Source organism: Stenotrophomonas sp. YIM B06876, from assembly GCF_030711595.1.
Lineage (GTDB): Bacteria > Pseudomonadota > Gammaproteobacteria > Xanthomonadales > Xanthomonadaceae > Stenotrophomonas.
In genome coordinates, this window is sequence record NZ_JAUJUJ010000003.1 from 161312 (window position 1) to 173810 (window position 12499).

General features: G+C 67.3%; 12 protein-coding genes. 5 read left to right on the top strand and 7 right to left on the bottom strand.

Features of this window, described 5'->3' with window-relative positions; all coding sequences use genetic code 11:
- Positions 1 to 120 precede the first annotated feature (120 nt).
- From QZH66_RS02965 to QZH66_RS02980, 4 genes are all read right to left on the bottom strand, one after another.
- Positions 121 to 1317: an HlyD family secretion protein gene (locus tag QZH66_RS02965; RefSeq protein WP_305804458.1), complete on the bottom strand. Its 1197-nt coding sequence runs from the start codon at positions 1315 to 1317 to the stop codon at positions 121 to 123.
- A 7-nt stretch (positions 1318 to 1324) separates the two neighbouring features.
- Positions 1325 to 2986, bottom strand: coding sequence for an MFS transporter (locus tag QZH66_RS02970; protein WP_305804459.1), 1662 nt, complete (start codon positions 2984 to 2986; stop codon positions 1325 to 1327).
- Complete coding sequence (locus QZH66_RS02975) at positions 2983 to 3240, bottom strand: hypothetical protein (RefSeq protein WP_305804460.1); 258 nt, start codon at positions 3238 to 3240, stop codon at positions 2983 to 2985. Before QZH66_RS02975 ends, QZH66_RS02970 begins: the two co-directional genes overlap by 4 nt.
- 395 nt (positions 3241 to 3635) lie before the next feature.
- On the bottom strand, positions 3636 to 5828 hold the full coding sequence (locus QZH66_RS02980) for a TonB-dependent receptor (RefSeq protein WP_305804461.1): 2193 nt from the start codon (positions 5826 to 5828) through the stop codon (positions 3636 to 3638).
- Between the two features lie 136 nt (positions 5829 to 5964).
- Here QZH66_RS02980 and QZH66_RS02985 point away from each other — a divergent pair, with 136 nt between their 5' ends.
- Together QZH66_RS02985 and QZH66_RS02990 are read left to right on the top strand one after the other, a co-directional pair.
- Complete coding sequence (locus tag QZH66_RS02985) at positions 5965 to 6378, top strand: MerC domain-containing protein (protein WP_305804462.1); 414 nt, start codon at positions 5965 to 5967, stop codon at positions 6376 to 6378.
- A gap of 107 nt (positions 6379 to 6485) precedes the next feature.
- Complete coding sequence (locus QZH66_RS02990; protein WP_305804463.1) at positions 6486 to 6668, top strand: 30S ribosomal protein THX; 183 nt, start codon at positions 6486 to 6488, stop codon at positions 6666 to 6668.
- A 180-nt stretch (positions 6669 to 6848) separates the two neighbouring features.
- Here QZH66_RS02990 and QZH66_RS02995 read toward each other — a convergent pair whose 3' ends face one another.
- The 3 genes from QZH66_RS02995 to QZH66_RS03005 form a co-directional block, all read right to left on the bottom strand.
- The gene (locus QZH66_RS02995; protein WP_305804464.1) at positions 6849 to 8084 is read right to left on the bottom strand and encodes an ectonucleotide pyrophosphatase/phosphodiesterase; all 1236 of its coding nucleotides are present in this window, start codon (positions 8082 to 8084) and stop codon (positions 6849 to 6851) included.
- A gap of 63 nt (positions 8085 to 8147) precedes the next feature.
- Positions 8148 to 8657, bottom strand: coding sequence for a methylated-DNA--[protein]-cysteine S-methyltransferase (locus QZH66_RS03000; protein ID WP_305804465.1), 510 nt, complete (start codon positions 8655 to 8657; stop codon positions 8148 to 8150).
- Complete coding sequence (locus tag QZH66_RS03005) at positions 8641 to 10122, bottom strand: DNA-3-methyladenine glycosylase 2 (RefSeq protein WP_305804466.1); 1482 nt, start codon at positions 10120 to 10122, stop codon at positions 8641 to 8643. Before QZH66_RS03005 ends, QZH66_RS03000 begins: the two co-directional genes overlap by 17 nt.
- Positions 10123 to 10281: 159 nt before the next feature.
- On the opposite strand from QZH66_RS03005, the gene QZH66_RS03010 reads away from it, so the two are divergent.
- The 3 genes from QZH66_RS03010 to QZH66_RS03020 all read left to right on the top strand — a co-directional run bounded on the left by QZH66_RS03010 (position 10282) and on the right by QZH66_RS03020 (position 12434).
- Entirely contained in the window at positions 10282 to 11382 is a 1101-nt protein-coding gene (locus tag QZH66_RS03010) for a hypothetical protein (RefSeq protein ID WP_305804467.1), read from the top strand.
- A 72-nt stretch (positions 11383 to 11454) separates the two neighbouring features.
- Positions 11455 to 11976: a DUF4019 domain-containing protein gene (locus tag QZH66_RS03015; RefSeq protein WP_305804468.1), complete on the top strand. Its 522-nt coding sequence runs from the start codon at positions 11455 to 11457 to the stop codon at positions 11974 to 11976.
- A 62-nt stretch (positions 11977 to 12038) separates the two neighbouring features.
- A complete protein-coding gene (locus QZH66_RS03020; protein ID WP_305804469.1) occupies positions 12039 to 12434 on the top strand; it encodes an MAPEG family protein in 396 nt (131 codons plus the stop codon).
- Positions 12435 to 12499 lie beyond the last annotated feature (65 nt).

Consider the following 12499-nt stretch of genomic DNA (forward strand, 5'->3'; position numbering starts at 1 on the left):
TTCAGTCTGTTGCCGCACGGGGACGTCCGTTCGCGGCAGATGGGCTCCCGCCCGGCGCTCGCGTCGCCACCGTAGCGGCGAGAGCGTCCAACTAGCGTGACACAGCGGCGGCGCGGTGGTTCAGTGTGCTGCGGGTGTCGGGTTGGGCGGCGGCGCGGCGCTCGCGGCCGTGTCCACTTTCACCTCCACCGACATGCCCGGACGCAGCCGCTTGGCCAGTGGCTGGCCGGGGTCGATGGCGATGCGGACCGGCAGGCGCTGCACCACCTTGGTGAAGTTGCCGCTGGCGTTGTCCGGGCGCAGCACGCTGAATTCCGAACCGGTGGCCGGGGCGATCCCCTCGATCCTGCCGGTCAGCTTCTGGCCCTGGAAGGCATCCACGGTGAAGGTGGCCGGTTGCCCGATGCGCATGTTCCAGGTCTTGCCCTCCTTGAAATTGGCCACTACCCACAGCGTGTCCGGCACCAGGAACATCAGCTGTGAGCCGGCGGTGACGTACTGCCCCGGCCGCACCGAGGCTTCGCTGATCTGGCCGCCACGCGGGGCCACGATCACGGTGTTGGCCAGGTCGATCCTGGCCAGCTCCAGTTGCGCCTGCGCGGTTTCGACCTTGGCCTCCAGACCCTTGCGCGCGACCTCGGTGGCGAGCACCGATTCCTCGGCGATACGGATGGCGGCGTTGTCCTGGGCCACGCCGGCCTGCGCCGAGAGCGCACTGGCACGCAGCTTGTCGCGGTCATTCAGCGCGACCAGCTGCTGCGCGGCCAGGCTTTCGTAGCGTTTCAGCTCGGCCTGCGAACGGGTCAGTTCGGCCTGTCCGGCTGCCAGGTTGGCCCGGGCCGACGCCACCTGGGCCCGGTTCTGCGCAATGCTCTGGGTGGCGTTGGCCGACTGGGCGCGGGCGTTGTCCAGCTCTGCCTGCATCTGCGCCACCTTCTGCCGGTAGATCCGGTCGTCGATGCGCACCAGCGGCTGTCCTGCACGTACGTGCTGGAAATCCTTCACCAGCACCTGCGCCACGTAGCCGTTTACCTGGGGCGCCAGCACCGTGACCTGGCCGCGGACGTAGGCGTTGTCGGTAGTGATGATGCTGCTGTTGAACGGCCACAGCTGCCAGGCGCGCAGGATCAGCGAGATCCCGATCAGCGCCACCACGATCATGATCACCACGCTGCGATTGCTGGGCTTGATGTATTTGGGCGGGGCGGTCATCGCCGGTCCCGCCGGGTCGGGAGTTCCGGCATCGGTGGGAGGCGCGGGGGTGATGTCTTCGTCGCCGTCCGGCGGATCGGGCCGGTGGGTGGGAGTCTGGTTCATGGCGAACTCATCGGGAAGGCGGCGGATTGGCCGGTGCGCAGGATGCTGCCGCTTTTCTATCAAGCACCGCGCGGCGGATCGCCATTGCCAGCGACCATGCCAGAAACGCCAGCGCCAGGCGCCCGCTCAAGGTGAAAACATCGTTGAACGCCAGCACGTTGGCCTCGCGCCGGGTGGTCTGGGCCAGTTGCGCCATGCCCTGGGCATTGCGCAGCACCGGATCGGTGATGAGTCTGGCGTAGACCTGCTGTTGCTGTTTCAGGCGTTGTGCGACCACCGCGTCGGCCGGGTTGAGTTGGCTGACCAGGTCGGTGGAATGCACCTGTTCCTGATGCAGCTGGTAGCTGCCCAGCACCGCCGAACCGGCCAGGCCTGCCATCGTCTGGGTGATCGACAGCACCACCAGGAAGGTGACGACGTGGTCGGCGCCCTGTTTCAACGCCTGCTGGAAGCCGCGCATGATCAGTGGCCCCATGAACATGCCGGCGCCGATGGATTCCAGCAGCTGGCTGACGAACAGGTCGTGCGGCCGGTCAAGGCTGGTGCGGCTCTGATCCAGCAACGCGGCGCTGCCGAGCAGGGCAATGGCGATCAACAGCTGCGGAATCAGTGTTTTCGGCCCATACGAGATCGCGCTGGCGAGGATGCCGATGACGGTGCCGAGCAGGATCACGCCGAACAGCGGCTGCATCTGGTCCGGGCCCATTCCCAGCGTACGCATCAAGGTGACCACGCCGTAGGACTGCTCGGTGGTGAGGAAACGCAGCAGGAACGCGCCGAGGATGAAATGGAGGGTGGCGCCGCTGGCCAGCCAGCGCATCTGCAGCAACGGGTTGCGGCGGAAGTGCTCGATGAGGAAGGCGCTGGTGGTCAGCACGACCGAGCACACCAGCAGGTAGCCCAACCACGGCGTATCCAGCCACCAGCGGCTGTAGCCCTGTGCCATCACGATCACGAGCATGGCCACGGCCGGCGCCAGCAGCGCGAAGGTGAGGAAATCCAGCGGTTCGAACACCTGGATCTGCACTCCGGGCGGCAGCTTGAGCAGCACCACTGCGGCAAAGGCGCACAGCGCCAGTCCGGCCTCGAACAGGTACAGGTTGTGCCACTCGCCCAGGTCCAGCAGGCTCGGCGAGATCAGCCACGCCAGCGGCACCGCCAGCTGGCTCAGTCCCACTCCGACCACCAGCATCTTGCCGACGTAGCGGCGCGGCAGGGACTGCAGCAGGTACAGCGTCCCCAGGGTGGTGCATGCCGCGGCGGCAAAGCCGCTGGCCGCGCGCATCACCACCAGGGTTTCGAAGTTGCCGACAAACAGGTGCAGGAGCGCCAGCAGCGCATAGGCACCCAGACCGAGTTCGCAGAACAGGCGGATGCCGTACTGCTGGCGGAACTTGAAGGCCAGCAGATTGGTGGTGACGTTGACCATCGCATAGGCGGCGACCAGCCAGCTGCCCTGGGTCGGAGTCAGCCCCAGCTGGCCCTGGAAATAGGGCAGGTTGGCGCTGACCAGGGCATTGCCCAGTCCGCCGGTGATGCCCACCAGCAGGCCCACGCCGGCATAGGCGATGCGGGTGCGCGGCGCATGCCACGGCATCGACGCCGAGCCGGGCATGGTCGGCTTCTCGTGTTCCTCCCAGTCGGGGACCGGCTTGAGGTAGCGGGTCATGGGGAGGACCCGCTGCCGCGGCCGACCAACCCGATGGGCAGCAGCCACATCGCCCGGCGCGCCGGTATTCCCCGCAGGTTACGGCCTTGGCCGCGAGGTACCGCGCGCGGCCGCAGCGCGCGCATCCCTCCGGCATGGCCGGGAAAATTGCGCTGGCGCGTCGCCGGGCCAACGGCGCGTTCGATCACCAGCGCCCGCGCGGCTTTGCGCCCGTGTTCGCCGAACACCGTATCGGTGGTATCAAGGATGTGCATGCACCGCACATCGGCGCCGGATCGGAGCCTTGTCATGGCGCAATTACACGGACAAATCTGTCGGCTTGCAATCGGGCTGGGTGGTGCCGGAAAAGTGGGCAAAGTCGCGGTTCAGCGGTATCGCATCAGCTTACAGATACGCCGCGACACCCCGCGAATATGTGAAGGGCGCCGTCGAAGCAGGGCACGCAATGATGGCGGGATGCCGCAGGCCCCGGCCTGGCGGAAGCCGACGCATATGGCCAGCCGATGCCGCGGGCAATCGGGACGCCGGGCTGATCTGGACGCTGGGCGTGCGGCAGGGCAGCGGCAACGACAGGCGGGACGTATGGAAACGTTGAAACAAGAACGCCGCAGACGGCGCTGGTCATCTGCGGCGTTGCGCCGGGCGCAACTCAGAAGTAGGCGCGGATGCCGAAGGCGACGCCACGACCGGGCAGCGGCGCGAAGTCACGCAGCAGCGAGGTGTGCGGGCGCGCTTCGCGATTGGTCAGGTTGCTGCCGTCCAGGAACACTTCGTAGCTGTTGTTGGCGGAGCGGTTCCAGCGATAGGCGAAGTGGGCATCGACCAGGGTGTAGCCGTTGCTCGGCTGCTCGTTCTGCGCCACGTCCTGCTGGCGGCTGTAACGCACCGCGCCCAGCGAAGCGCGCCAGCCGTCATGCGACCAGCGCAGGTCGGCGCCGATCCGGGCCGGGGAAATACGGGGCAGGTAACCGCCATTGGCCAGCGCCACGGGGTAGCTGTGGGTGTGGTCGCCATGCGGCACGGCCAGATCGACGCTGCGGCTGCCGTTGCCATCCAGTTTCGCCTTCACATAATCACCGAACAGGCGCAGATCCCAGTCGCCGGCATCGCCCTGGAACATATGCACCAGCGCTTCGGCTTCGGCGCCCCTGAAGGTGGCGTCCTGCTGGGTCCAGGCGCGCACCGGCAGCCCCTGTTCGATCAAGCCGGTGTCGGCCAGGTAGATGAAGTCCTTGAACCGGGTCTGGTAGATCGCAGTGGTGAAATCGATCCGGTCGTTGTGGGCGTGCAGGCCCAGCTCCACGCGCCGGCCGCGTTCGGTGCGCAGGTTGGCATCGCCGATTTCCAGCGAGCGGGTGGCGATGTGCGGACCGGCGGCATACAGCTCTTCATTGGTCGGCGCGCGTTCGGAACTGTCCATGCCGACGCGCAGGTCGATGGCGTCGTTCACAGTCCAGATGCCGGCCGCCGACAGGTTGGTGGCGGCGAACGAGCGCTCACGGTCCGCGCCTTCAGGGGTGAGCTTGACCCGGTCGTGGCGGCCGCCCAGTTCCAGCTTGAACGGGCCGTACTGCTTTTCCTGCAAGACGAACAGGCCCAGATTGTTGGTGCCGGTGGTGGGGACGAATGCTTCCTCGCCACTGGCGCCGAACTTGCTGTTGCCGAACTGCAGGCCGAACGCGCCTTCCCAGCCGGCGACCGGCTGCTGTACCGCTTCCAGCCGGCCTTCGATGCCGCGATTGGTGAAGCGCGTGGACGGAATGCCGGCATCCAGCTCGGTGTGTTCGTAGTCGGTGTAGCCCGCGCGCAGATTCACATTCTTCAGGAACGCGGTCGGGTTGTAGGCGCCGGCTTTGAAGTCGAAGCGGTTCTGCACCATGTCGATGCGCACGTCGTGTTCGTCGCCCTGCCCGGCATCGTCGTGGCCGTGGTCGGCATGATCGTGGCCGTCGCCAGCGTCGTCGTGGGTATGTGCGCCGTTGGGAATGCCGTAGTTGCTGCGGTAGGTGCTGGCCGAAAAACCGAGATAGGCGCTCTCGCCGAGCCAGGTGGCGCCGACGCCGCCGGCCCGGGTGCGGATGGAACTGTTGGCGAGCTGGCCACGCACCGGGTCGGCGGCGGCCTCGGCATGGTCGTGGCCAAGGTCGTCCGCCACGTCCGGGGCCAGGGCTTCGCCGGGAATCCGGTAGTTCCCGCCATTGCGCACCAGCCCGTCGACATGCAGCACGACATTGCCGTTGACGCCATCGAGCCGGAACATGCCGCTGTGCTCGTCATTGACGCTGTTGCCGCGCAGTTCGGCGCGGCCGCTGAGCGGATGGTCGGGCAGCTCGGTGGCGATGCGGCCGTCGACCACATTGACCGCGCCGCCGATGGCGCCACTGCCGAACAGCAGCGTGGCCGGCCCCTTCAGCACTTCAATCTGGTCGGCCAGAAACGGCTCGATACTGGTGGCGTGGTCGGCGCTGACGGTGGAGGCGTCCATGTTGCCGATGCCATTGGAAACCACGGCCACGCGCGGACCTTCCTGGCCGCGGATGATCGGACGGCCGACGCCCGGACCGAAATAGGTGCTCTGCACCCCCGGCAGCTTGGCGATGGTGTCCCCCAGGGTGCCGGTCTTCTGCTCGTTCAGGGCGTCGCCGGCCAGTACTTCGACCGGGCGGGCCAGTGATTCGACCGTGCCCTGCAGCGGCGAGGCGGTGACCTTGACCGCCGACAACTCGGTCAGGTGATGGCTCTGGCCATAGCTGTCGTCGGTTGCGGCATAGGCGCACGGGATCAGTGCCGCAACGGCAAGAAAGAGGGTGTGTTGTTTCAGCAGCAGACGGGCAGAGGTCATGAGGATTCCGTGGACTGTATTGTTACTGTGTATCACTCGGAGTGCGCAGTCACCCCCATCTCCGGAGGTGGATGACAGCGGGGTCTGGGCGAATGTTATATTATTCCATAACGATTCGCCGACCCTGCTGGAAGTCATGCCCTTGCTCTCCTCGATGCGTCATCTGCTGGATCGATTCGGCGCCACCGGCTCTTTGCTGTGCGCGGTGCATTGCGCGGTGATCCCGGTAGCGCTGGCGGCCGCTCCTTCGCTGGGGTTGTCGGTCTGGCTTGGCGATGGCGTGGAGCGGTCGCTGATCGTATTCGTCACGCTGCTGGGGCTTTCCAGCCTACTGTGGGGCTACCGGCTGCATCGCACGCTGCACGCGTTGGGACTGTTGCTGGTCGGCTTGTCGGCGTTGTGGGCGGGCCTGCTGTATGCGCCGTTGCATCATTCGCCGATCCCGCATGCGGTGGTGATGACGCTGGGCGGGGTGTTGGTGGGGCTGGCGCACCTGGTGAACCTGCGCCTGAACCATGTGCATGTGCACGACGCCCGCTGCGCACATTAGAAGGTCGCATGTTAGGCTTTCCCATCATGCGCGGGGCTGTCTGGGACGGTCTCGCCACGCCCGTTTCTGTGTGGGCAAACTGTATTTCAAACCAAGGAGTTGACGACATGGGTAAGGGTGACCGCAAGACCGCCAAGGGCAAGCGTTTCAACGCCAGCTACGGCAATGCGCGCAATCACGTGGTGAGCAAGGTGGCCGTGGGCGCAGCTGCACCGGTCGCCAAGAAGACCGTCGCCAAGGCACCGGCCAAGAAGGTGGTAGCCAAGAAGACGGTGGCCAAGGCCGGTTGATCCGGAGCGGGCNACCGGTCGCCAAGAAGACCGTCGCCAAGGCACCGGCCAAGAAGGTGGTAGCCAAGAAGACGGTGGCCAAGGCCGGTTGATCCGGAGCGGGCCAGACAGGAAAAAAGCGGCGCTTGCGCCGCTTTTTTTTGCTTTTTCTCCCCGCTGTGGCGACAGCCGCAGGAACCGTCAGCGCAGCGCCGGCAGCAAGGTTTCCGGGTTGCCGTCGTTGGGCGCGGCGGGGATGCCGATCAGCCGTGTCAGCAGCGGGTAGACGTCGACATTGTCGAACGTCGGCAGCTGCTTGCCCTGCCTGAACGAAGGGCCACGGGCGACAAACACCGCCTGCATCGACGGCAGCGCGGGGTCGTAACCATGCGAGCCGCGATCTCCGGCCGTGCGTTTGGCGATGGAGGCGCGGCTCAGCGCGTTCCAGCCTTCGTGCATCTGGCAGACCAGCGGTGGCACCCGCGGGTTTTTGCCGTAATGCCAACGTGCCGGCAGCTGCTCGCGCTTCCAGCAGTCATAGCGCTCGTGTGCGCCCAGCAGCCGCTGTTCGGCTTCGGCCTGTTTGCCCGGCAGCGGGGTGAAACCGAGCGTCTGGCCGGTGGTTACCACCTTCGCCACCTCCGGCGCCACCATGTCTTCGATGGCAATCACATGGCCATCCTTGACCGTGGCCATGCCGTGATCGGAGACCACGATGATATTGGTGCGCTCCAGGACGCCGCGCTGCTGCATGCCGGCCAACAGGCGCCCCAGGCTGGCATCGACTTCAGTCACGGCGGCGGCATATTCAGCCGACTCCGGGCCATGGCTGTGGCCAGCCACGTCGACCGCTTCCGCGTACAGGGTTACCAGCCGCAACTGCGCCGGTTCGTCGCGCTGTCCGAGCCATTCCAGTACCTGGTCGGCCCGGGTATCCAGCGGCACGCTTTCGTCGTAGGGGCGCCACTGGCTGGGATGGATGCCGTGGATCGGGGCTTCGCTGCCCGGCCAGGACCAGGTGGCGGTACGCCGGCCGGCTTTCTCGGCGCCCACCCAGATCGGTTCACCGCCCCACCAGCCGGGGTTGATGACAGCGTCGCGGTCGCCGAGGCGGAAGCTGCCCAGCTCGTCTTCGCTCATGCTGTTGTGGATGATGCCGTGGTGGTCCGGCCGCAATCCGGTGACGAGGGTGTAGTGGTTGGGAAAGGTCAGCGAGGGATATGACGGGGTCATGCTCTTTGCGCGCACGCCCTCGCGGGCGAGGCGCGACAGGTTCGGGCTGATGCCGCGATCGAGCATGTCCGCGCGCAGGCCGTCGATGGAGATCAGCAGCACTGTGGCCGGCACAGTGGCGGGCGGATGCGGGGTGGGAGAGGAGGCGCAGGCGCCCAACACAGCGGTGGCCAACGCCACCAGAGGCAAACGGATCGAAATCATCTGCCGATGATAGACGGCGCTGGGTGACACGGCGACTACAGGCAGGCCAAAGGTCGCGTGGTCTCAGTCGAAAAGATCCGGCAAAGCCGCATCGGCGACCGGTACGCCCTCCAGCGTCAACAAGGCGACTTTGATCGGCAGGCCGCCACCAAACCCGGTCAACGCGCCGGAGGCGCCGATGACGCGATGGCAGGGCAGCACGATGGGCAGCGGATTGCGGCCATTGGCTGCGCCCACCGCGCGCGACGCGCCTGGGCGGCCGATGTGGCCGGCGAGCTGCGCGTAGCTCCAGGTGCTGCCGAAAGGAATGTCGGCCAGCGCCCACCATACCTGCAGCTGGAACTCGGTGCCGACCGGGGCCAGTACCAGTTCGAAGTGGTCGCGGCGACCGGCCAGGTAGTCCAGCAGCTGCCGGCGCGGTTCAGCCAGCGCGTCGGCATCGCGCTGCCAGTGCGCGCGGCCCTTGGCGTCATGGCGGTTCTGCGCAAACAGGATGTGGCGCAGGCCCACGCCATCGCCGGCGATGGTGAGCCGCCCGATGGGGCTGTCGAAGCAGTCATAGAGCAGGGTCATGGCGGATCTCCGTTCGGGTGTCGTGAGCCAGGTGCCACAGATGCAGCACCGCATAGGCGCGCCAAGGTCGCCAGGGCTGCGAGCGGGCTTCGGTGGCACGCCCGCTGAGCCGGGTGTCGCCGCCGAGCACCTGCTGCAGCACCAGGTCGCCCGCTGGAAAGGCGTCGGGCAGGCCGAGGCCGCGCAGCGCGATGTAGTTTGCGGTCCACGGGCCGATGCCCGGCAGCGCGGTGCAGCGCCCTATGAACGCCTCCAGGTTCTGTGCGCCGCTGAAATCCAGACGGCCCTCGGCACAGGCGCTGGCCAGTGCCCGGATCGTCGCGGCGCGGCTGCGAGGCAGGCCGATGTTTTCCACTGGCGCGTCTGCCAACCGGGCGGCATCGGGAAACAGCCGGTCCAGGCCCTCGGGCTGGCCGGGCAGGCGCTGGCCGAAGCGATCGACCAGCCGGCTGGCGAGGGTGGCGGCGGCCGCAACGCTGACCTGCTGCCCCAGCACCGCGCGCACCGCGACTTCGAAACCGTCCCAGCCGCCGGGCACGCGCAGCCCGGGACGGCGGGCGATGGCAGTGGCCAACAACGGCTCGTGCTGCAACGTGGCATGCACCACGGCCAGGTCCGCATCCAGGTCGAAAATGCGGCGCACGCGGCGGACGATGGCGGGGATCGCGCGCGGATCCACGGTGCCCAGCTGCAGGCGCAGTTCCGGACGGCGCGGGTCGGCGCTGACCCGGATCAGGCTCGGCGATTCAACCGGTCCGATCACCCGCTGGTAACTGTGTCCGTCGATCCGTTCAACGCCCGGAATCGCGCGACGGCGCAGGAAGTCGAGCATGGCCGCGAAATCCAGCGGCGGCCGATAGGCCAGGCGCAAGGCCAGCTCGCCGCCCGCGGCCGGGGGATGATGGCGGCGGATTGCGCGTGGCGGCATGCCACAGCCGGCGAGGAAGGCACTGTTGAAGCGGCGCAGGCTGTTGAAGCCGGCCGCCAGCGCCACCTGGGTGACCGGCAGATCGGTTTCGGTCAACAGCTGCTTGGCCAGCAGCAGCCGGCGGGTGGCATGGACCTGCGCAGGCGTGGCCCCGAGCCGGGCGACAAACAGCCGTTGCAGTTGCCGCGCGCCCAGGCCCACGGCCGCTGCCAGCGCGGTGACCGGCTGTTCCTGCAGCCGGCCTTCGGCAAGCAGCTCCAGCGCACTGCGCAGGGTGTCGTCCTGCAGGTGGCGCATGGCGTCCGGGGCCAGTTCCGGGCGACAACGCAGGCACGGCCGGAAGCCGGCGGCCGCCGCGGCGGCGGCATTCGGGTAATAGCTGACGTTCTCGCGCCGGGGCGGCGGCGCCGGGCATACCGGGCGGCAATAGATGCCGGTGCTGCGCACCGCGGTGAAAAACACGCCGTCAAAGCGCGCATCGCGGGCCAGTCGGGCCTGTTCGCATTGGGCGTGCAGCGGCAGCAATAGGGCGTCCATGGCTGCCAGTCTAGGGCCGGCTGCCGCCGCATACTGGCCATTTTCGGACATCACTGCATCCCGGCGTTCGCGGTTCAGGGATGATTTCGATGGGCGTCGTGATCGGCACTAGACTGGTCGTCCCTCGGCGCGCGGCGCCGCCCTGCAGATCCAAGTTTTATGTTGCCAAAGTCGTGGTGGTCGTCGGTGTTGTGTCTGGGACTGCTGGCCTGCAGTCCCCCGGACAAGCTGGGCAATGTGACCCAGGCCGACCAGGCGTCGCCGCCGCCGGGTGCCGACGGCGATCACATGGTGTCGATCAATATCGCCGACGTGCCCGCGCCGCCACCGCCCAAGCGCAGCAAGGAGTGGCCGCAGATCGAACTGGCCGCCGGCGACGCCCGGATCAGTTGCGATACCGACTATGCCGGCGAGGATGGCGACGGGGGGCTGCTGGAAAGTCTTGAGCGGCCGGCGGTCACCGCGGCGTTGCAGGCGTGCCAGGAGCGCGGTCTGCTGCGGGTGCGTTATGTCGGCAAGATCAACCCCTCGTTTGCCGAAATGATGTGGCGGCTGGCCGTGGTGGCCGACGAACTGAAGATCCGCAAGCGCATCCTTGATCTGGACTCCAGTGGCGGCCAGGTGGAAGCGGCGATCGTGGCGGGCGACAGCATTGGCGAGTCCAACTGGACCATCTGGGTGCGTGAAGGCTCGATCTGCCACAGCGCCTGCGTGTTCGTGCTGGCCGCCGGCGACAACCGGTTGATTTCCGGCAAGGTCGGCATCCACCGGATGATGCGCATCAGCTCCACCGCCACCTCGCGCGCCGAGCTCAACCGCGAGCTTCACGAGGTCTACGACAACGTCAAGGATTACCTGCAGCGCAACGGCGTGGCGGTGGGAGTGGCGGATCTGATGATGACCGTGCCCAATCGCAGCCTGCGGCTGCTGACCGCGAACGAACTCAAGCAGTTCGGCCTGGATGGCACCAATGCGGTGCAGGACGATCTGGAGCGGATCAAACAGATGCGCAAATGTGGCGATGACTTCGTGCGCCGCAAGGATGCCTTTCTGATCGCATTCGACCAGCAGTGCAAGGTGGCCGATGCGGAACTGGAGGCGGTCAACACCTGTGGCCAGGCGCTCAAGCAGCGCTTCGGTTTTCCGGATGGGACCTGTCCGGAAGAAAGTCCGCTGTCGGAAATCGATACCGCGTTGCTGACGCCGGCGGTTCCGGCGGGTGCCGATTCGCCGCTGGCGGTTGCACCGGCCGGCGACTGAATCCGCGCCAGCACCGCCGCCGCCGCTGGCATAGACTCCGGTTTCGTAAACCCCATCGCCAAGGAGAGTGCCATGCGGTCCAGCCACCTGTTGCTGTTGTTGTCCCTGACCCTGCCAACGACGGCGGTGCTGGCGCAGACCCCTGCGCCCGCAGCGTCTGCGAAGCCGGCCGCCAGCGCGGCGCGCGCGCCGGCGTTGACCCCGGCCCAGCAGGCGCAACAGGCCAGGCAGGATGCGGAAATGACCCGGGCCGCCTTGAAGGTGGCGCAGCTGGTGGACGCCAACCGCGCGGCGGAAGTGTGGGATGGGGCTTCGGTGGTCGCACGCAAGGCGGTCACGCGTGACGCCTTCGCCAGCCAGGTTGCGACTGACCGCGCCCGCCTGGGAGCACTGGTTTCGCGCGGCCAGGCCTCGATCACCCGGGTCAAATATCCGGCCGATGCCGCGGTACCCGAAGGGTTGTACCTCAACGTCAGTTTCCCGACCCGGTTCGCCAACAACGCCCAGCCGGTGCGCGAGCTGGTGTCGTTCCGTCTGGACGAGGACCGGGTCTGGCGCGTTTCCGGCTACAGCCTGCGCGCCGCCGGCCACTGAGCCCCACCCACGGGCCGCGGACGGTCGCGGCCGCTGTCTTCTTGGCAACAGGAGAATGAGCAATGGATATCGAACTGCGCATGCTGGCCTGGGCGGTGGTGCTGGGCCTGGCGCAACTGCTGATCGCCGCAACCGCCGGCACCGCGCAGCGCGGGCTGAAGTGGAACGTCTCGGCCCGCGATGGCCAGCCGCAAGCGTTGACCGGGGTGGCCGCGCGGCTGCAACGGGCGTGGTGCAACTTCCTGGAAACCTTCCCGTTCTTCGCGGCGCTGGTGCTGGCGGTGGTTGTCACGCACCGCCAGAGCGCGCACACCGCACTGGCGGTGCAGCTGTATTTCTGGGCCCGGCTGATCTATGTGCCGCTGTACGCGGCCGGCATTCCCTATCTGCGCAGTCTGGTATGGGCGGTCTCGCTGGCCGCGCAGGTGATGTTGCTGTGGGTGGTGCTGCTGGACTGATCCAGATCAACTTGGCCGCCGCTTCGCCGGTCTAGTCTGTGGCCCTTGTCGGAAGTCGGGGAGCA

Bases quoted from the DNA above. Each gene is read 5' to 3' on its own strand.
- QZH66_RS03010 (WP_305804467.1), top strand. From the start codon at position 10,282: ATGTTGCCAAAGTCGTGGTGGTCGTCGGTGTTGTGTCTGGGACTGCTG.
- QZH66_RS03000 (WP_305804465.1), bottom strand. From the start codon at position 8,657: ATGACCCTGCTCTATGACTGCTTCGACAGCCCCATCGGGCGGCTCACC.
- QZH66_RS02990 (WP_305804463.1), top strand. From the start codon at position 6,486: ATGGGTAAGGGTGACCGCAAGACCGCCAAGGGCAAGCGTTTCAACGCC.
- QZH66_RS02995 (WP_305804464.1), bottom strand. From the start codon at position 8,084: ATGATTTCGATCCGTTTGCCTCTGGTGGCGTTGGCCACCGCTGTGTTG.
- QZH66_RS03015 (WP_305804468.1), top strand. From the start codon at position 11,455: ATGCGGTCCAGCCACCTGTTGCTGTTGTTGTCCCTGACCCTGCCAACG.
- QZH66_RS02965 (WP_305804458.1), bottom strand. From the start codon at position 1,317: ATGAACCAGACTCCCACCCACCGGCCCGATCCGCCGGACGGCGACGAA.
- QZH66_RS03005 (WP_305804466.1), bottom strand. From the start codon at position 10,122: ATGGACGCCCTATTGCTGCCGCTGCACGCCCAATGCGAACAGGCCCGA.
- QZH66_RS02970 (WP_305804459.1), bottom strand. From the start codon at position 2,986: ATGACCCGCTACCTCAAGCCGGTCCCCGACTGGGAGGAACACGAGAAG.
- QZH66_RS02975 (WP_305804460.1), bottom strand. From the start codon at position 3,240: ATGCACATCCTTGATACCACCGATACGGTGTTCGGCGAACACGGGCGC.
- QZH66_RS02980 (WP_305804461.1), bottom strand. From the start codon at position 5,828: ATGACCTCTGCCCGTCTGCTGCTGAAACAACACACCCTCTTTCTTGCC.
- QZH66_RS02985 (WP_305804462.1), top strand. From the start codon at position 5,965: ATGCCCTTGCTCTCCTCGATGCGTCATCTGCTGGATCGATTCGGCGCC.
- QZH66_RS03020 (WP_305804469.1), top strand. From the start codon at position 12,039: ATGGATATCGAACTGCGCATGCTGGCCTGGGCGGTGGTGCTGGGCCTG.